General features: G+C 61.2%; 17 protein-coding genes. 9 read left to right on the top strand and 8 right to left on the bottom strand.

Going from position 1 to position 19,065, the window contains the following annotated elements; genetic code table 11:
- Positions 1-33 precede the first annotated feature (33 nt).
- Entirely contained in the window at positions 34-1,608 is a 1,575-nt protein-coding gene (gene bshC / locus MOP44_RS24980; protein WP_260793218.1) for a bacillithiol biosynthesis cysteine-adding enzyme BshC, read from the bottom strand.
- Between the two features lie 206 nt (positions 1,609-1,814).
- On the opposite strand from bshC, the gene MOP44_RS24985 reads away from it, so the two are divergent.
- The 7 genes from MOP44_RS24985 (at position 1,815) to MOP44_RS25015 (ending at position 9,604) form a co-directional block, all read left to right on the top strand.
- Entirely contained in the window at positions 1,815-2,510 is a 696-nt protein-coding gene (locus tag MOP44_RS24985) for an NUDIX hydrolase (RefSeq protein WP_260793219.1), read from the top strand.
- Between the two features lie 209 nt (positions 2,511-2,719).
- Positions 2,720-2,962, top strand: coding sequence for a cold shock domain-containing protein (locus MOP44_RS24990; RefSeq protein WP_260793221.1), 243 nt, complete (start codon positions 2,720-2,722; stop codon positions 2,960-2,962).
- A gap of 237 nt (positions 2,963-3,199) precedes the next feature.
- The gene (gene polX, locus MOP44_RS24995) at positions 3,200-4,954 is read left to right on the top strand and encodes a DNA polymerase/3'-5' exonuclease PolX (protein ID WP_260793222.1); all 1,755 of its coding nucleotides are present in this window, start codon (positions 3,200-3,202) and stop codon (positions 4,952-4,954) included.
- 8 nt (positions 4,955-4,962) lie between these two features.
- On the top strand, positions 4,963-5,730 hold the full coding sequence (locus tag MOP44_RS25000) for a hypothetical protein (protein ID WP_260793224.1): 768 nt from the start codon (positions 4,963-4,965) through the stop codon (positions 5,728-5,730).
- A gap of 116 nt (positions 5,731-5,846) precedes the next feature.
- Positions 5,847-6,236 (top strand): hypothetical protein, encoded by a 390-nt coding sequence (locus tag MOP44_RS25005; protein ID WP_260793225.1) that lies wholly within the window; start codon positions 5,847-5,849, stop codon positions 6,234-6,236.
- A 130-nt stretch (positions 6,237-6,366) separates the two neighbouring features.
- A complete protein-coding gene (locus MOP44_RS25010) occupies positions 6,367-6,987 on the top strand; it encodes a hypothetical protein (protein WP_260793227.1) in 621 nt (206 codons plus the stop codon).
- A 172-nt stretch (positions 6,988-7,159) separates the two neighbouring features.
- Positions 7,160-9,604, top strand: a complete 2,445-nt coding sequence (locus tag MOP44_RS25015) for an ABC transporter permease (RefSeq protein WP_260793229.1) — start codon at positions 7,160-7,162, stop codon at positions 9,602-9,604.
- Between the two features lie 73 nt (positions 9,605-9,677).
- Here the strand turns inward: MOP44_RS25015 and MOP44_RS25020 are convergent, their stop codons facing one another.
- The gene (locus tag MOP44_RS25020) at positions 9,678-10,523 is read right to left on the bottom strand and encodes a hypothetical protein (protein WP_260793230.1); all 846 of its coding nucleotides are present in this window, start codon (positions 10,521-10,523) and stop codon (positions 9,678-9,680) included.
- Between the two features lie 387 nt (positions 10,524-10,910).
- Here MOP44_RS25020 and MOP44_RS25025 point away from each other — a divergent pair, with 387 nt between their 5' ends.
- Both MOP44_RS25025 and MOP44_RS25030 read left to right on the top strand, forming a co-directional pair.
- Positions 10,911-12,047, top strand: coding sequence for a citrate synthase (locus MOP44_RS25025; RefSeq protein ID WP_260793232.1), 1,137 nt, complete (start codon positions 10,911-10,913; stop codon positions 12,045-12,047).
- A gap of 153 nt (positions 12,048-12,200) precedes the next feature.
- Positions 12,201-12,719 carry a hypothetical protein gene (locus MOP44_RS25030; RefSeq protein WP_260793233.1) on the top strand — a complete coding sequence of 173 codons (519 nt, stop codon included), beginning with the start codon at positions 12,201-12,203 and terminating at the stop codon, positions 12,717-12,719.
- Between the two features lie 21 nt (positions 12,720-12,740).
- Here the strand turns inward: MOP44_RS25030 and MOP44_RS25035 are convergent, their stop codons facing one another.
- The 6 genes from MOP44_RS25035 to hfq form a co-directional block, all read right to left on the bottom strand.
- A complete protein-coding gene (locus MOP44_RS25035) occupies positions 12,741-13,442 on the bottom strand; it encodes a hypothetical protein (RefSeq protein ID WP_260793235.1) in 702 nt (233 codons plus the stop codon).
- Entirely contained in the window at positions 13,423-13,779 is a 357-nt protein-coding gene (locus MOP44_RS25040) for a PadR family transcriptional regulator (RefSeq protein WP_260793236.1), read from the bottom strand. Before MOP44_RS25040 ends, MOP44_RS25035 begins: the two co-directional genes overlap by 20 nt.
- 162 nt (positions 13,780-13,941) lie before the next feature.
- Positions 13,942-16,041, bottom strand: coding sequence for a phosphocholine-specific phospholipase C (locus MOP44_RS25045; protein WP_260793238.1), 2,100 nt, complete (start codon positions 16,039-16,041; stop codon positions 13,942-13,944).
- Between the two features lie 134 nt (positions 16,042-16,175).
- Entirely contained in the window at positions 16,176-16,757 is a 582-nt protein-coding gene (locus MOP44_RS25050) for an NUDIX domain-containing protein (RefSeq protein ID WP_260793240.1), read from the bottom strand.
- A 55-nt stretch (positions 16,758-16,812) separates the two neighbouring features.
- A complete protein-coding gene (gene hflX / locus MOP44_RS25055; RefSeq protein WP_390905509.1) occupies positions 16,813-18,201 on the bottom strand; it encodes a GTPase HflX in 1,389 nt (462 codons plus the stop codon).
- Positions 18,202-18,289: 88 nt separating this feature from the next.
- A complete protein-coding gene (hfq, locus tag MOP44_RS25060; RefSeq protein WP_260793242.1) occupies positions 18,290-18,631 on the bottom strand; it encodes an RNA chaperone Hfq in 342 nt (113 codons plus the stop codon).
- Positions 18,632-19,065: the final 434 nt, after the last annotated feature.

Here is a 19,065-nt window from a genome sequence, read left to right on the forward strand (position 1 = left end):
TGAGGCGCAAGGTTACTTGGGCAGTAATCCAGCTCAGAGCCACAGCGCCTTATGCCCCGGACAGGCGTCCATGGCGTGCTCCACCAGCATCTCGGACAGCTCGAAGCCGTGCCGCGCGTAGTACCACGCAGCCCCGTGCACCCGTTCCTGCAGATGCCCGCCCGGGTAGAGTGCATTGGCGATCGCCTGCGCATGCCGCGCCAGCGATTCCTCCTTCTGCATCTGGAACCGCGCCGCCAACCGCCGCAGCCGGTTCATCTGATAGCGCATCTTGCTCGCCGCCGTGTCAGCCGAGCGGCCCAGGCCCGCATCCATCGCGTGCATCCACTCCAGCAACGCGTTCAACTCGCCGTCCAGAGCATTGCCCGCCGCAGCGAGCTTGCGCTTGCCGTCAATCGGAAGCGCCCGCGCTGCCAGCAGTTGCGTCAGCCCATCTAGCGATTCCGAGAACACACGGTCCAGCGTAAGCTCGTGCCGCCGCAGCAGCTCCGCAATATCCGGCTCCACAATCGTGGCCGAGAAGCGCGGCTGCACCGGCGTCATGTGCCCCAGTATCCGCTCAAACAGCACCTGCGATTGCGCAAAGTATGCCACCTCGGCCGGTCCGCCAATCGTGAGCGAAGTCGAAAAGAGGTAGTCCTGAAACACCGGCCGCAGCAACGCCGACGGCGAAATCCGCTCCGGCTCCAACTCCAGAATCCCCAGCAAATCCGCGGTCGAAAGCCGCTCGCGTCCAGCCTGCCAAAGCCCGTTCGGCTCAGCCTGGCTCGCAGCCGTCCGCTTCAGCGCAACACGCGCGCCAGTCCGCTTGTCCAGAAGGAACAGCAAACTCGACTGTCGGACTACAGCAACCTGCGCATGATACCCAGCCGCCTGCAAAGCAGCATCCCGCTCCACCAGCGCCGCGTGTAGTTCATCGGCTCGTTCAATGCCAGCGCGCAGCACGGGCGCGCCCAGCGCATGAACCTCGCGGCTGCTCGCGTCAAACACCAGCAGCCCTTGCGCCGCAAACGCGCGCCGATAAAAGTCTCCAAACGCCTGCGCAAACGTACGCCCCGGCTGATACGCCTGGTTCAACGCCTCCAGCGCGTCCGACCAGCCCAGGAGTTCGCCGGCCTGCTCCAGCAGCGGCTCAATCGGCCCGTCCAGAAGAACGCCGCCCACAGGAACTGCGGCATCCGGCGCACCTTCATACACCAGCTTCCGCAGCTCACGGCGGAATGGAAACTCAACGTTGTTGATCTCGGCGAAGTCGTGGTCCTCGCTCGCCAGCCAGAAGATAGCCACATGCGGCCGTCCCGACCCAGTCGCCTGTCGCGCGCGCGCCACAGCCGTCGCGGCCTTGAGCGGCACCAACAACGGCCCGCCGAACAGCCCCACCTGCTGCCCCGTCAGCACTGCTCCCGCGCCGTGCCGAAGCGCCTCAATCGAAGCTGCCCCTGCGTCTCCGGGGTTCTGCTGAGCCAGTATGTCGAGGATTGCCGTGCGGTGTGGGGGAAGTTGGGCCTGTTGCTGCCATCGATCAGGATCGGAGTCGCCGTAAAACCGGCGTGCTGCGGGTTCGCCGGAACAGTAGTCCACAAACAGCCGGCTCATGCCTGGAGCCACGGTAATGGGATGACACTCAGCAGTCGGCAAAGGGATCAACTCTCAAGACGATGGGAATCTGGCAACGCGAGCTTCGGAACGACTGATCTAAGGATGCCATGCGACACCGCTTCGATGCAGGAATGCTCCACAACGGACCCGCGGAGCAGCCAACCGGCGCCTGCGTATACTCGAACTGATTGCGAAGCGAGGAGATACGACCCCCGATGCCCAAGTCAGCGCCCTCAAAGCCCAAGAAGGCTGCCAACTCCGAAACCAAGTCCCAGTCCAAGGCCCCAGCGAAGACCGCCAAACCGGTCAAGCTCCCCAAGAAGAAGCACCTCCCTGAGGGCTCACCGGAGCTGACAGAGACGGCCCAGATCGTCAGCTCTGACGTCGTCTACAAGGGACCGATTTTCCGGGTGACGAAGGACAAGATCGTCGAGCCAAACGGTAAAGAGGGCGTAAAGGACGTCATTCGCCACAACGGAAGCGCCGTAATACTCGCCGTCGACAGCTCCAAGAGCAAAAAGGATCCCTGGATCGTCATCGAGCGCCAGTACCGCCACGCCGCTGCCCAGTTCCTCTGGGAGCTGCCGGCCGGCACCCTTGATCCCGGAGAAGATCCTCTCCTCGGCGCGCAGCGTGAGCTTGAAGAGGAAACCGGCTACCAAGCCAAAAAATGGAAGCCCCTGGTCAAGTACTTCGCCAGCCCCGGCTTCCTTGGCGAAGCCATGAACGTCTTCCTCGCGGAAGGATTGGTACCCGGCCAAGCCCGCCCCGAAGAAGACGAAGACATCGAGTTCCGCCTGGTCAAGTTGTCGGAAATCATGAGGATGATCCGCAAAGGCCATGTCCTCGATGGCAAGACACTCACCTGCGTCCTTCTCTATCACGAGCTGCTCAGGAAGAAATGGCGCTGACCGAACTCATGAAGTGCGCTCTAAATTCTTGATCTTTTTGGCTTCAACGAGCCTGTAAGAATGTCCCACGTTATGAACAGGGATACGTAAACATCGAAAAACCTTTGCCTTCAATTTGACGTCATACAAAGGTAGCAACGGCGCGGATTCCCCTTCTCACCCATGGTCCACACGTTGCGTACTTCTAAGTGCAAGGAAGGCGGGGGCCTGTGGCTCAGTACAAAGGTAAGGTCAAGTGGTTCAACAACGCCAAGGGCTACGGATTCATCGGACGTGAAGACGGCCCGGATGTATTCGTCCACTACTCGGCGATTCAGCTGGACGGTTACAAAACCCTGAAAGAAGGCGATGATGTTGAATTCGACATCGTTCAGGGCCAAAAAGGACCCCAGGCCGACGCTGTGATGCGGCTCAAGGACAATAACTCGACCGCTCAGCATAACGCAGCCTGATCCAGCAGCTTCTCCGGCGTTGGCAAAAGACCGCCATCGAGCGGACAAGCTTAGTGTCCCTCCACCTCGATCGGCGATCCTGACTACCTGCAGATTCCATGTGCGCCAGTTGCGCGTCCCAGTTGCGGGCGCGCATTTCTTCTTTCGGCGAGCATCGCTCCCGTTCTGCCCTTATTCAGATCGGCTAAGCAATTCCCGCATCCGGCTTTCCTATACTGATATCGGAGAGCCTCGCCGATGGACAACCTCACCATGGCCCGCCTGCTCGAGCAGACTGCCGATCTTCTGGAGATCGACGGGGCCGACGGTTTCCGCATCCGCAGCTACCGCAACGCCGCCGAAGCTATTGCGCAGACCACCGCGGACCTGGCCGCCATCTGCGACGACACCGCCAAGCTGCTGGAGATTCCCGGCATCGGCAAGAGCATGGCCACCAACGTGAAGGCGCTGGTCTGCACCGGCACCACTCCCCTGCGCGACCAACTCCTGGCCAAATACACCGTCAGCATCCTGGAACTGACGAGGCTGCCCGGGATGGGACCAAAGACCATCGCCCTCTTCTGGTCGGCCGCGCAAATCAATTCCATCGACACGCTCGCCGTGGCCATCGAGGCCGGCAAGCTCGCGGATCTGCCGCGCATGGGCGCCAAGCAGATCGAAAAGATCAAGAAGGGCATCGACGACTACCGCCGCAGTTCTGGCCGATTCCGCATTGACCAGGCGCAGGAAGCCGCCGAAGCGCTCACGAAATATCTGCTGTCGTTTGCAGGTTTCGACCGCGTCACCCCTGCCGGCTCGCTCCGCCGAGGCCGCGAAACTGCGGGTGATCTCGACCTGCTCGTCACCGGCCCCGCATGCCAGCCCGACCAGACAGGCCCCGGAGTGGACTACGTCGCCGCCTACCCCGGCATCGCCGACCTCATCGTGAAAGGCGAGAACAAGGTCAGCTTCCACCTCGCGAATGGAATGCAGGTGGATGTGCGGCTGCTCCCCGGCGAATCCTACGGCGCCGCGCTGCAATACTTCACGGGATCGAAGGCGCACAACGTCACGCTGCGCCAGCGCGCGCTCAAGATGGGCTACACGCTCAGTGAATGGTCGCTGGCTCGTCTCGATGACGAATCGGTTGTGGCCGCCGCAACCGAAGAAGAGATTTACGCAGCTCTTGGCATGGATTGGATTCCACCCGAGCTGCGCGAGAACCTCGGTGAAATCGACGCTGCCGTCAATCGCTCGCTTCCTCGTCTCATTGAAGAACGCGACATTCGCGGCGACGTGCACATGCATACGCATGAAACCGACGGCCGCAACTCCATCCGCGAAATGGCTGAAGCAGCCATCGCCTGCGGCTACGAGTACATCGCCATTACCGACCACTCGAAGGCGCTGGCCATGACCAACGGCCTCGATGAAGCCCGCGCACTCGCCCACATCCAGCGAATCCGCGAAGTTGAGCGCGAACTCGAAGGACGCGTCCGCATCTTCACTGGAATCGAGGTCGACATCCTCGCCGATGGCGCCCTCGACATGGACGACGAAGTACTCGCCCAGATGGACGTGGTCATCGCCAGCATCCACTCGCGTTTCGATCAGAGCCGCGAAGAGACTACCGCTCGCGTCCTCCGCGCCTTTGAGAATCCCAACGTCCGCATCCTGGGCCATCCCACGGGCCGGCAGATCCTCCGCCGTGAGCCCGTCGCCCTCGATATGGCCCTCATCCTCCGCCGCGCAGCCGAGCTTGGCGTCGCTGTGGAACATAATGCCTCGCCCGAACGTCTGGATCTGTGTGACCGCGATTTGCGGCTCGCCAAGGAACTGGGCTGCCGAATCGTCATCAACACTGACGCGCACGAGATCCGCACGCTCGGCAAAATGAGCTTCGGCGTGCGCCAACTGCGGCGCGCATGGCTCGGGCCCCAGGACGTCTTGAATACGCTCCCGGCCGCGGAGTTTGTGTCATCTTTACGAACTCGGCCGCAAACTACGGCATAGAGGCTTGAATGCATTTATATCGATTGCTAGGGCGCATTCGTGTCGCTACGCTCGCGATGGCCTCCACCGCGGGCCTGTGCGCACAAACGCCTCAGGCGCCGAAGGCGCAGGTGGCCCCACCGCAGGTGGCGCAGGTGGCCGATGAAGCTACACTCATTCAGCGCGTCGATGCTGCGAATGAGAACCGCTACGCACACGTGCTCAGTTACACCGATACCGAGCACTACGCCGTCTTCCGCGGCAACGACGATACCCATCCCGCCGCCGAAATGACGGTGAAGATCACTTACGAGAAGGGCAAGGGCAAGACTTACGATATCGTCTCGAAGTCAGGCTCAACCATCATTCAGAAGTTTGGCCTCGAGCCTCTGCTCGAAAACGAGAAGCAAATCAACGACCCCTCCGTGGTGAAGGACTCCTGGTTTGCTTCAGCGAATTACGACATGCACCTCAAGGCGGGCGAGACGCGCGACCTGGATGGACGCACCTGCGTCGCGCTCGCAGTCACGCCGAAACGCAAGGCGCCCAACATGATCGACGGCACAATCTGGGTCGATCCGAGCGACGGTACGATCGCCATGATCGAAGGCCTCGGTAGCAAGAGCCCTTCGCCCTTTGCCTCCACAACACAGATGATGCGGCAATATACCAACATCGACGGATTCTCGATGGCCAACCACGCGCGTGCCGAGTCACACAATGCCGTGTTCGGAAAAACTGTGGTGACCATCGACTACACCGACTATCAGCTCCATACCGATCTTCCTCAGCATTGATCGAACACAGCTTCGGCGCGCCCCCTCGATTCCAAACCTCAAAACAACCGCCTGATTCCGCGATGACATCCCAACCCATGTGTCGGTGAGGCTTGCCGGCGCACAGGAGGAATTCGATGAAGGATAACTCTGAATCCCGCGGTAACTCGAACATGCAGGACCGGGGCAATAGCAGTAACTCGCAGAGCCGAAACGACCAGTCCCAGATGAAGAACCAGCAGGGCCACAATGACCAGATGAAGAGCGGCCAGAAGCAGACCGGCAGCCAGAACAGCGCCCAGGGCAGTTCCGGGCACAACGCCCAGAACAGCTCTTCGTCGAGCGGCCAGCCCGGCGGCTCCAGGGAAAGCGAACCCAAGGTCATGCAGCATACCAGCGCTGGCACTACCGGTACCGGCAGCGGGCAAATCTCGCCCAGCACCCATCACGCCCAGTCCGGCCAATCCGGCAGCAAGTCCTCCGGCGGCTCCCAGTCCGGATCGTCGGGATCAGACCGCAATCGTTAACCAAGCCTTAGCAGCCAATCCGGCCCGCGTCACACCAAATTGGCGCGGGCCTTGTGCTTTCCGGGCGGCCTGAGCGCGCCTCCCGATTCTTCCCCCAAAATCTCCCTGATCCGGCTATGATGATGTCGCTATGAGCCTTCTCCAGCAGGGCCCCTCTTCCCAGACCGACGACGCCGCCCGCGGCGAAGAACTCACCAAAGGCACGAGCCATATTGTTGTGGCGTCGATCATCGCGGCCATCGTCGTGATCATCGCAATCGCCATTTATGTGATCTCCGGGCAGAAGCCGCCCGCCTCAACCGGCGAGGTCACACGCGTAGTGGCCCACATGATGCATCGCGAGTCGTCGGGCCTCGACGCCAGCGGCCGCCCCATGCCCAAGGATGCCTTCGACCAGGTGCTTGTCTTCACCCACGTAAAGCTGCACAACCAGAGCAAAAACCCGCTCTTCCTTCGCCAAATGCTCACCAACGTGACGCTCGACGACGGCGTGCACACCAGCTACGCCGCGAGCCCCACAGACTACGAGCGCCTCTTCCATGCCTATCCCGAGCTGGCCAGCCTGCACGGAAAGCCCATTCCAACCGAGGCCACCATCCCCGCCGGCGAGTGGGTGGAGGGCGACTTCGTTACCTCCTTCCGCATGGACAAAACGCAGTGGGAGTCTCGCAAGGGGCTCAACTTCAACGTGAGCTTCCGCTATCAGCCTGATCTCAAGCTGACTGCGACCGGCCCCGTGAAGGAGCAGTAAAGGCAAACCTGAAGCGCACTTCAGGCCTGTCCGGAATCGCACAGTCAATCCACGGCGCGGACATGCCCGCCCCTACACCCTGGACTAAGTTATTTATTTCCAACACGGCTTTGCGTGAAACCTGGCACGCCACATGCACTTCTTCCCTGCGACAAAAGCCTTGGAGGAATCTGTGCTGGCGGATATTCAATACGCATTGCGGCAGTTGCGGCGGTCGCCGGGATTTGCGCTTACGGCCATTCTCACGCTGGCCCTCGGCATCGGCGCTAATATCGCAATCTTCACGCTGATCAATTCCATGCTGCTGCGCCCCCTCCCCTTCGCGGACCAGGCACGGCTCATGCGCATCGACTACAGCAGCGCCCAGGCCGACACAACGTTCTTCCCCAAGGGTTGGATACGCGCGCTTTCGGAACACTCAAAGAGCTTCTCCGCCGTTGCCGCATTCGGGCCCGATGCCGAGTCCAACGTCGGCGATGGCGGCTCGCCCGCGCGCGTTTTCGGTGTCGAAGTGACCGCCAACGCCCTGGACACGCTGGGAATCCACCCCGCCGCGGGCCGATTCTTCACCACAGACGACGCCATCGCCGGGCACGAGCCTACGGTGGTCCTCAGCTATGGCTACTGGCGCGAGCACTACGGCTCCAGCCCTGCCGCAATCGGCCAGACAGTGCGCATCGACGGCGTCTCGCGGCGCATCGCCGGCGTGATGCCCGCCGGCATCCGCTTCCCCTATGCAGACACTCAATTTCTGACCCCGATCACGTTCAAGGGCGACAATCCGCTCGATCCGTGGGCCACCGGCTACGACCTCCGCGCCTTCGGCCGGCTTCGGCAAGGCGTCACACCTGGACAGGCCCAGGCCGAATTGCGCAGCCTGCAACGGCAGCTCCTTCCGCTCTTCCCCTGGCGCATGCCCGACATCTGGGCCTCCGAAATGACCGTCCTCCCGCTGCTCGAGTCGCAGGTGGGGGCGCTCCGTCCGCGCCTGCTTCTGCTGTTCGCGGCCGTAGGACTGATCCTTCTGATTGCCTGCGCCAATGTAGCTAACCTGATGCTGGCGCGAGCCGCCGGCCGTGAGCGCGAAATCGCCATTCGCGGTGCTCTCGGCGCCACCGGCTCACGGCTTGTCCGGCAGCTTCTGTCTGAAAGCGCGGTGGTCGGCGTGCTGGCAGGAGTCGTCGGGCTGCTCGCAGCCTGGGGCAGCGTGGGCCTGCTGGTCCGCTTGCTGCCGGCCGACACCCCACGCGCACAGGATGTCTCGCTCGGCTGGCCGGTGATGGCCTTCGCCGCCGGCGCGTCACTCATGGCTGCCCTGCTCTTCGGCTTCATTCCGGCGCTGAAGATGGCCAAGCCCGCCCTCGGCGATGCCCTTCACCTGCGCGGCCGCGGTACGGCGGGCAAAGTCGGCCAGTTCCGCGTTTCGATGATCCTCGTGATGGGCCAGATCGCACTCTCCGTTCTGGTGATTACCGGCGCGGGCCTGCTGCTGCACAGCCTGTGGCGCCTGTCCCAGGTGGACCCGGGCTTCAAAACCGAGCGCGTCATGACCGCCGAAGTCTCGCTTGACGCCTCCGCCTGCCAAGCCAAAGGACACTGCGACGGCTTCTTCCGTACGCTGTTGGAGCAGCTGAAGGGAATGCCCGACGCCGACAAGGTGGCACTCACTGACTCGGTTCCACTCACCGCGCAGGCCGGCGGCTACGTCTATGACGCTGAGAACCACCCGCGCGACGCGCGGCAGGGCGCGCTGCTGGCAACCGGCCGCAAAGTCACTCCCAGCTACTTTGCCGCCCTAGGCCTCACGCTGGCGCATGGCCGTCTTTTGGATCAACAGGACCTTTCCGGTGCAACCAGGGCCGTCGTCATCAACCAGCGCATGGCCGAGCGCCTGTGGCCCCATCAGGACCCGATTGGCAAGCACCTGCTGGCCGTCGGCGACGAGCCGCAGCCCACCGTGTGGGTGTCGGAGAAAGCAGTCACCGTCGTCGGCGTCGTGAACAACACGCACGAAAACGGCCTTGCCACCGACTTCGGCGAAGAGGTCTACCTGCCCATGACTCCGGACCGCGAGCAGCCTGTGCTCTATGTATTGCTGCGCACGCGCACCACAACGCGAGCCGCGGCCGATGAACTGCGCAGCGCCGTCGCCGGCGTCGACGCGCAGGTGCCGGTTACGCGCATCCGCACCCTGAATGAAGTTGTCGCCGCTTCACAATCCGCGCCGCGTTCGCTCGCCATACTGCTGCTGGTTTTTGGCGCACTCGCCCTCGCCATCGGCGGCGTAGGAGTCTACAGCCTAATCGCTTACATCGTCAGTTGGAGAACCCGCGAGATCGGCATCCGCCTCGCGCTCGGAGCGCAGCGCAGCCAGATCGTCGGAGCCGTCGTGCGGCAGAGCCTGATGCTGGCCCTCGGCGGAGCGGCCGCAGGCCTCATCGGCGCAGCCTTCGCCGGCAAGCTGCTGCAGCGGTTCCTGTTCGACGTGAAGGCCGTGGACCCCGTCACGTATGTCGGTGTCGCTGGGCTGATGACGGTGCTTGCCCTGCTGGCAGCCTGGATTCCGGCACGCCGCGCAGCAAGCGTCGATCCCATTCAGACCCTGCGCTTGGAATAGGGCTCCCTCCCCACCCAACGAAGAAGGGCTTCTCCATCCGGAGAAGCCCTACTTCGTTGAACAGCCTCAGCCGCTATTGCCCCAGCGGCGGTGGAACCGGCGCGCTCTTGGGCGTCGACAGATAGCCCTTCACCTGGTTCTTCGAATCAATGGAGTTGACCACCACTTCGAAGAGGCCCCCGCGATCGCCGCCGCTGTAGAACTGCAGCGGTTCATTCACGTTGCGGTCCTTCTTCTCGTACTTCTTATCGTCAGCGTAAACGTTGAGCGTGAACTTGCTCTTCTTCGAATCGGTCTTCTTCAATTCCAGGCTGACCGTGCCCACCGGCTGCTTCTGGTTTTTTGAGAGCGTGAACTCGTAGTAGTTGCGGTCGCCCTTGTGCTTCAGAATCTCGAGTTCGTCGTGATTGCGGGCGATCAGGCTGCTGTGTCCGTCGACATCCCCACGCATCGTCGTCAGCGTCGCCACTGCGCCGGCCAGATCGCTCTTCGTTTTGCCGAGGTCTGTCTTGACTCCGCCCACATCCGTCTTCACCGACGAGACATCGCTGGCCACCGCGGTCACCTGCTGCGCGGTTTCCTTCTGCGCGGTCTCAAGGCGACGCGAAGCGGCTTCCTGCGCGTTCTCACGCGCCAGCAACTGCTGGGCACGCGCATCCATCTGCTTCTGCGTCAAGCCGAGAGACTTCTCCAGCTCATCCGCGGTCACGCGAAGCTTGGCGTCGGTTTCGCGCAAATCCGCGGCCAGTTGCACATTGTGCTGCTTGGCCACTGACAGTTCCTGTTGCTGCGTCGCGAGCTTGCCGCTCAGATTCCACGCCCATATCAGTGACGCAATGCCCAGCAGCAGCGCCGCGGCAATCGCACCAAGCAGCGCACCGGAATATCCCCGCGGTACGGTTTCGTGTTCGTCGTTCATGTTCTGACTTCGACTCCTTGGCGGATTTCATTCGCGTCCGCTCCAATTTTTTCAACGCCTGAGTTATCCGTTAGACGTCGCTGCCTCGTTCTCCTCACTAAATCTTCCCAAATTCTGCGCCGCCCGCAACGGATTTCAGGCCATGCTCGCAACAATCTAATGGGAAATAACAGAATATCGAAGGATGGGCAACCGCGCGAGAAATCCCATCAGGCGGGAACCTTGGCCGGCATTGGCGGATTCCGGGCCGGGCCGCCGTGACAACTACGGAATCGCTACGATATAAAGAAGTTTACCTTCAGCTGGCACTGGGCTGCCTCCGCAATGCCCCGATTTTCTGCCGCTGGTCTCTGGAACCATCCACGTAAAAGGGGAATCAAAGCACTTATGTCGACTGCTGTTGCGGGTAAAGGTCTGGAAGGTATTGTCGCGGCGAACTCCGGAATCTGCTATATCGATGGAGACGCTGGCGTGTTGGCCTATCGTGGTATCGATATTCATGAACTGGCCGAAAACTCGACATTTGAAGAGACGACCTACCTGCTGTGGAACGGCATTCTCCCTAACGAGTTCGCATTGCGGGAATTCCAGCAGCAGCTCGCCCTGGCGCGCCAGCTCGACCAGCGCATCGTCGACCTGCTGAAGAGCTTCCCGACCTCCGCAACGCCGATGGAGGTGCTGCGCACCGCGGTTTCCGCCCTCAGCTTCTACGACGCGGACGAGAAGGATAATTCCCACGACGCCAACGTGCGCAAGGCCTACAATCTGACCGCGCAGATCGCCATGATCGTGGCCATCTACGATCGCATCCGCAAGGGCAAGGAAATCATTCCTCCGGACCGCTCTCTGTCGCATGCCGGCAACTTCCTGTGGATGCTGAACGGCGAAAAGCCTTCCGAGACCGCCACCCGCACGCTCGACATGGCGCTGGTGCTCCATGCCGACCACGAGCTGAACGCATCCACCTTCGCCGCGCGCGTCATCGCCGCCACCCTCAGCGACATTCACTCCGCCATCACCGGCGCCATCGGCGCGCTCAAGGGACCGCTCCACGGCGGCGCCAATGAAGGCGTGATGCGCCTGTTGCTGGCCATCGACAAGGCTGGAAGCGACCCGGTCGATTACGTGAAGAACATGCTGCTGGCCAAGCAGAAGATCATGGGCTTCGGCCACCGCGTCTACAAAACCGAAGATCCGCGCGCCACCCACCTCCGTCGCATGAGCGAAAAGCTGGGCAAGGACTCCGGCACGCCGAAGTGGTATGACATGTCCCGCGCCATCGAGCTCTACATCAATCAGGACAAAAAGCTCAACGCCAACGTCGACTTCTACTCGGCCTCGACCTATCAGACGCTCGGCATTGATATCGACCTTTACACGCCAATTTTCGCGTTGAGCCGCATCGCCGGATGGGCCGCCCACGTCATCGAGCAGCTCGATGACAACCGCCTGATCCGCCCGCGCGCCGATTACATCGGACCCGAATATCCATCGCCTTGGATCCCGCTGGAAGAGCGGCCATAACAAGCCGCTGCTCTCAGATTTTCGTGGAACCCAGCCCACGTCTTGTGTACTCTGAAATCCTCCACAGCCCGGATTCGGCCCCGAGTTCGGGCTGCAGTGATTTGGTCTCAGCGGAATTGCAGTTTCGATGCTTTCCACCGCAAGGAGAAGACCATGATTCTGGGATTGAGCACAGGGCTGTTCACTGGCATTCACGTCGTGTTGAGCCTGCTTGGCATAGCCACAGGCTTCATGGTGCTCTTCAGCATGATCGGCAACAGGAAGTCCGCCGCATGGACCGCTTGGTTCTTCATCAGCAACATCCTCACAGACGTGACAGGATTTCTGTTTCCCTTCAAGGGAATCACCCCCGCCATCATTCTCGGTGGCCTGTCGCTGGTGGTGTTGCTGGTGGCGTTGATCGGCTACTACATCAAGCGCCTCGCCGGTGGGTGGCGCGGCAGATACGTAGTAGCAGCAGCCGTTGCGCTGTACTTCAACGTCTTCGTGCTGATCGTGCAGTCGTTTGAGAAGATCGGCCCTCTCAAGGCCATCGCGCCCACGCAGGCCTCTCCGGCCTTCGGCATCGCGCAATTGATCGGGCTCGGCCTGATCGTCCTCCTGACTGTCATTGCCTACAGGAGATTCAAGCCTGCGGTCCGAACGAACGCCCTCGAAGAAGCCGTGAAGTAAAGATGGTCTTCCGGGGTTAGTCTACTGCTGCTCGAAACCAGGCCGGGAATTCCTCCAACGCCACACAACATACGGCAGGGTAACCAGAACAAACAGCAACAGCGCATGACCCGCAGTATCGGCGATCTGCGACGCAACGGGAAAGAACCGGATGCCTACGTCGCCGGCACCTTGATTGACATCCACGGCACCCGTCGCCCCGATGAGAGCCACGACGAGTGACCCCAGGATCACTGGCCAGACCGCCTGCAGCCTTTGCCGACCGGCGAGGAGGATCATGGCCCAGCCAGCCAGCAGCGGAGCGGTGTAATAAAGCGTTCTGCCTACGCCGAAATAGACGGTTGCGAACCCATGGAGCGGAATAAAGGGCGTCGGTGAACCCTCCAAAAACCAACGCCAACCCGACCAGAGAATCAGCAGCGAAATACTCCAGGCGGCCAACAGGCCCAGCACCGGACCAACGCCCAGCACCACCCAGGGGGCACGTGCCGTCCACGAGCGCAAGTCGCGTTTTTCAATCATGGTGCGTGCCAGGTCTTCTACCCGACCCAGACGCGTGAGCGCCAGGGCTTCAGCCTCGACGCGATTCCGTCCGGCCCGCTCCTCTTCTGCGGTCAGATCCGCCCAATGTTCGCGCAGTTCGGTCAGGTATCGATGCACATGCCGAGGCGCTACGCCCGCGCGCAGCAACTGCTCCCGCAGTTCACGCAACCACATCGCCATATTGCCCTCCTGCCAAGGTTTTTTGGATGGCCCGCGCCAGGTTCGTCCATTGCCCCGCCAGTTCCGCCAGCCTTCTTGATCCCGCTTTCGTCAGCGAGTAGTAGATCCGGCTCCGCCCGGCGACGGTTTTGCGTCGCGAGCGCAGTGCTCCCGCGCGCTCCAGCGTATGCAGCACCGGATACACCACTCCTTCGCCGACGACAATCACTGCATCCGTGCGATCGCGGAGTGCCTGAACTATTTCATAACCGTACATCTCCGAGTCCTCAAGCAGCCTCAGGATCAGCAACTCGGGCACGCCATTCATAAAATTCGGATTGGTTTCCCGTTGAGCCATTACACCGAGGATCATACCTCGCGGTTCAAGGTATAGCAAGCATATTTCGGGGCTCAAGGGTTACGTTGAGCTGATGTCAGACCTCTTGGCTGCCACTGAACTCTCTTCCAAACAGGAAACGCCGGCCGCCCGGGCGGCCGGCGTTTCCTGTTTGGGGTGAGCTCATGCCCCGATCGCGGGGTCTGTCATGCTCTCCTCTCCGGTTTCCACGTGCCCGGCAATCTGGTATCGAAAGCCGGCATCCTGCTCCACCTCGACGACGAAGTCGTACCAGCCGTGGGTCTTGTGCAGGTGGAACGTTCTCTCTCCCCATTCGCCCGCAGCGATCTCTCCCGTCTCCACTTCGCCGCTGTACACATCGGTCAGGCGAATCTTCACCGCCGAAGAACCGAGGTTTCTTCCCGCCAACGTAATCGCATTGTCTTCTTTACGATAACGCGTGCGAACATCGAGGTTTGCGCTGGTCGCCGAGAGGCCGCCTTTGAACGTGCGCAGGAAGCCGTTCGGTCCATAGACCGATAGATCGTACCCGGTCAGATTGTTGCTCGTTAGCGGCCACGTGTCAGAAACGGAATCATGAGTGCCGACCGTATAGGTCCACGGTCCCAGGCTGCTGTTTCCTGAACGGACCTGGAACACCGCCGTTTTGCCGCCATTGCCGAATTCGATCGAGAACGTACCGGCGGCAACATTCGCTTGGCCATGCGCGAACAACTCATAGGGCACCGGTCGCGCCGGACGCGTCCCCGCCTCCTGTGGCGGCAGGCTCTGGTTTGCTGGTGGAGTGGGCACGTAGTCCTGATACCGGTCCTGATTCGGAGGAACATACGAGCTGGTATCGGGCAGCGCCACAAATTTGGTGTTGGGCTTTCGGAAATCGAAAGCCGATGTGAGATCGCCAGCCACCGCGCGCCGCCAGGGCGTGATGTTGCTTTCCATCAGCGCGGGATTGCCGTGCGCAAATCGCCGCTCAATGAACTGGATTAGCGACGTGTGGTCGAACACCTCCGAACTCACGTAGCCGCCCTTGCTCCACGGAGAGATCACGATCATCGGCACGCGCAGGCCGAACCCAATCGGTCCCGGCATGAACGACGAGTCGCCGGGAAAGATCTCGTTCACAGTCGACACCATAGAGATGCCCTGCGCACGATTCATCGGCGGCGTCGGTGGAACCTTGTGGTCGAACAATCCGTCGTTCTCGTCATAGGTGAGGAAGATCGCCGTTTTGCTCCACACTTCTGGATTCGCGGTAAGCGCATCGAGGAACTGTGCGATGTACCACGCGCCATAGTCGGCCGGCCAGTTGGGATGTTCCGAGTAAGCCTCTGGTGCCACGATGTACGAAACCTGCGGCAGGCTGTTGGCCATCACATCGGCGCGGAACTGATCGACGAGGTGCGGCGCCACTTGCGGATTCGACCCGCTCAGCGCCTTGATGTTGGTGCCCCTCAGCGCCGCTTCATAGAGCGCGCTCCCGGGCGCGGAGTTCTGATACTGATGGAAGTACAGCAAGGAGTTGTCGCCGTAGTTGCCAATGTAGGCGTTGCCCGTCCAGCCCCAGTAATCGGGTCCGTCCAGTCCATCACCCGCGTCCTGGTACACCTTCCAGCTGATACCGGCTTTCGACAGCCGCTCGGGATAGGTCGACCAGTCATAACCCGCCTCGGCATTGCTGAGCACTGGGCCGCCGCCGTTCCCGTCGTTCCCCACCCAGCCCGTCCACATGTGATACCGGTTCGGGTCCGTCGGTCCCAGGAGCGAGCAATGATAGTCGTCGCACACCGTGAATGCATCGGCCAGCGCGTAGTGGAAGGGGATGTCCTGGCGCGTGAGATACGCCATGCTGGTCGTGCCCTTGGTTTGTACCCAGCCGTCATAGATGCCCTGGTTCCAGGCGATGTGGGTTAGGTCCCAGCTATGGTCGGTGTCTTCAATGAAGGTGAGGCCTAGGTTGGAAAGATCCGGCCGGAACGGCAGCACATGACCATTTGAGCCATCTGGCTGATACCACACCGGGTCTCCGTTGGCGAACTTCTGGACGCGCGGGTCGCCGAATCCACGCACCCCGCGTAAAGAGCCGAAATAATGATCAAACGAGCGATTCTCCTGCATGAGAATCACAATGTGCTCTACATCCGCAATGGTGCCGGTACGGTGGTTGCCTTCATGTTCAAGCGCGCGAGCGATGCTCGCTGGAAACGCAGCAGAAACTGCTCCTGAGCCGAGCAGCTTTAGGAACGCACGACGGTTCGTGGCCACGGCATTTACCTCCTTGGGGGAAACACGGAGATGCTACTGCCCAGCGACCATACCTATCCTGTATTGCAGGAGCTTGACTCCTGCATTGCAATCTGGTGACTTACCTCAGGACATCCGACAGAACGAAATCGCGACTACTGCCGCGCCTTCCACATCAGATACAAACCCCAGGCCGCCACGGTGCTTGCGTCACGCACCTTGCCTTCGTGCATCATCTGCTCAAACTCAGCCACCGGCATGTTGTGCAGCACGATGTCGTGCTCCTCTTCGTCCGGGTCCTTGTCCGCATGTGTCAGCCCCGTCGCCAGGTAGACATGCTGCTTCTGGCGCGTGAAGCCATACGCAATCCAGAGATGGCCAAGATAGGTCATCTGCTCCGCTTGCAGACCCGTCTCTTCCTTCAGCTCTCCGCGCGCTAGTTCTTCGGGATCGGCGTCGGCCATCTCCCAGCCCCCCTGCGGAAGCTCAAGGGCCTGTTCCTCGATGGTGTAGCGATACTGCTCAATCAGCCAGATGCGGTCGCCCTCGATCGGGATAATGATCGCCGCATCGTCCTTTTCCACGACGCCGTAGATCCCCTGCTTCCCATTCGAGCGAAGGATGTCGTCTTCGCGCACCCGCATCCAGTTGTTGCGGTACACTTCGCGGCTCGACAGGGTAGTGATAGAGGGAACCGGGGCGTCCGAAACAGGCCCCTCGCGATGGTTGTAATTCACAGCAATAGTGTGACATGCGTCTGGAGGGATTTCAAACCCAGGATTGCGGCAGGGCCTAACTGGCCGAAACAGCTTCCGCCCCGGCCTTCCCATCGCGCAGCCGATACTCGCGCAGGCGGCCCATCAACGAAGCCGGACCCGTAACAGCGAGATGCACCAGGTTGCCTTCATAGCTCCGGTTACGTATCAGCATGCCCGCCTCGATCGCCGCCAGGACAGCGCCCTCCTGCTGCGGCACCCGCAGTTCCGCCTCTACCAGCGGATCGGTGTGGAGCGCACGGTCGATCGCCTCCAGAAGCTGATCGGTTCCCTCCCCCGTCCTGGCCGATACCGCCACTTCGCTGCCCGCAGCCGAGGCTTCCAGCAACCCGTGCCGCTCCGTCTCGCCCAGCAGATCGATCTTGTTCATCACCTCGAGGCGCGGCTTGTTCAACGCTTCGAGCTCCCCAAGCACCCGCTCCACCTGGATCTTCTGCTCTTCACCATAAGTCGAAGCGGCGTCGCGAACGTGCAGCAGCACCTCCGCTTGTTCCACCTCTTCCAGCGTGGCGCGGAAGCTCGTCACCAGCGTGTGCGGAAGATTGCGGATAAATCCCACAGTGTCGGATAGGAGCACCTTCCGGCGGCTGGGCAGTTCAATCGCGCGCAGCTTGGGGTCGAGCGTCGCGAACATGCGCGCCGACTCCAGCACCTGCCCACCCGTGATGCGGTTGAACAGCGTGCTCTTTCCCGCGTTGGTATACCCGACAAGCGCCACCGTAGGCACCGGAACCGCCTCGCGGCGCTGGCGTTGCTGGCGGCGAACGCGGCGCACGGCATCCAGATCCTTCTTGAGCTGATCGATCCGGCGCTGAATGCGACGGCGGTCGGTTTCAAGCTGAGTCTCGCCGGGGCCGCGGGTGCCAATGCCGCCGCCGGTCTGCGACATGCTTTTGCCTCGCCCTGTTAGCCGCGGCAGCATGTACTCGAGCTGCGCCAGCTCCACCTGCAACTGGCCCTCGCGGGTCCGCGCGTGTCGCGCAAAAATGTCGAGAATGAGCTGGGTCCGGTCCAGCACCCGGCACGGCAGCGCAGCATCCAGGTTTCTGAGCTGTGTCGGCGAGAGATCATGATCAAACAGCACCAGATCTGCCTGCGTCGACTCCGCAACCCCGGCAATCTCTTCAATTTTGCCAGAACCAATCAGCGTCGCCGGATCGAGCTTTGGCCGTCGCTGCAGAATCTCCGCCGCAATCTCAGCTCCCGCGCTCAGAACCAGCTCACGAAACTCAGCCAGGGACTCCTCGGCATCAAGAGCCGTAGACGACGCTCCGGGCTGAGGCGCGACAGTCCGCAAAGGCTGAGCTGGATTTATGTCGGATTCTATATCAAGACGTGCAGCCGCGCGAGCAGCTTCAGCACCTGCGCGGTTGGTGCGGGAGCGGACCGGAATGTCCACTCCCACCAGGATGGCTCGCTCGGGCCGGACTCCCGGGAAACCGGGCTCCTGTTCTGGAAACCCCGGCCTTCCGCTCAGCCCGTCGATGCCTCGATTAACTACCAATCGTTACTGCTCCTCGCGACCCATCCCCAGTCCCGGTGGCGGAAGCGGAAGACGGAACGCTCACAGGAGCGGGCCCTAGTCCGCTGTGCATCCCCGGTGCGCGGTGCTCGCCGTGCAATACGCTCCGGTTGCTCACAACGGTCGAAATAGCGTGCTTGAAGATCAGTTGTTCCTGGCTGTTGTTCTCCAGAAGAACGGAGTATTTATCAAATGACCGAATCTTACCGGTGAGTTTGACTCCGCTGACGAGGTAAATGGTGATGGGGGTCTTGTCCTTCCGAACAGTATTCAGGAACGTATCCTGAATATTTTGTGCCGGCTTGTTTTCCATGATGCCGATCTCCTACTTTCCTCTAGGGTTAGATGGTGGCTACTAGCTATTCCGGTACAGACAAATAGGCGGGGGCCGGTCTCCGAATGTCGAAAACCGTCGCAATTCCCGCAATATGAAAACTGTAGGCGAATTCAGTTTCCTTTTCAACCTCCTGACGGTTGAGTTTCTATCCGCCGCATAAAAGCTGCCGGTCCTAAACTCTTGCTTCCACCGCGCAGCGGGCATTTACCCAAAACAGTCCAGCATGGCCCGAATATATAGTGGTAGCCGACTGGCAAATGTGACAGATTACGTCCAATTTGCGCAGCCAATACGGCCAGCTCCCCGCCCCGAGCGCACGTCCAGGCCCGGACAACGAGGATTTCCCATGCACATTCTGATGCGACGAGCGGCGATGCGCGTTTTGATATCCGGAACAATCCCGGCCGCCT

The organism is Occallatibacter riparius, from assembly GCF_025264625.1.
GTDB classification, from domain to species: Bacteria; Acidobacteriota; Terriglobia; order Terriglobales; family Acidobacteriaceae; genus Telmatobacter; species Telmatobacter riparius.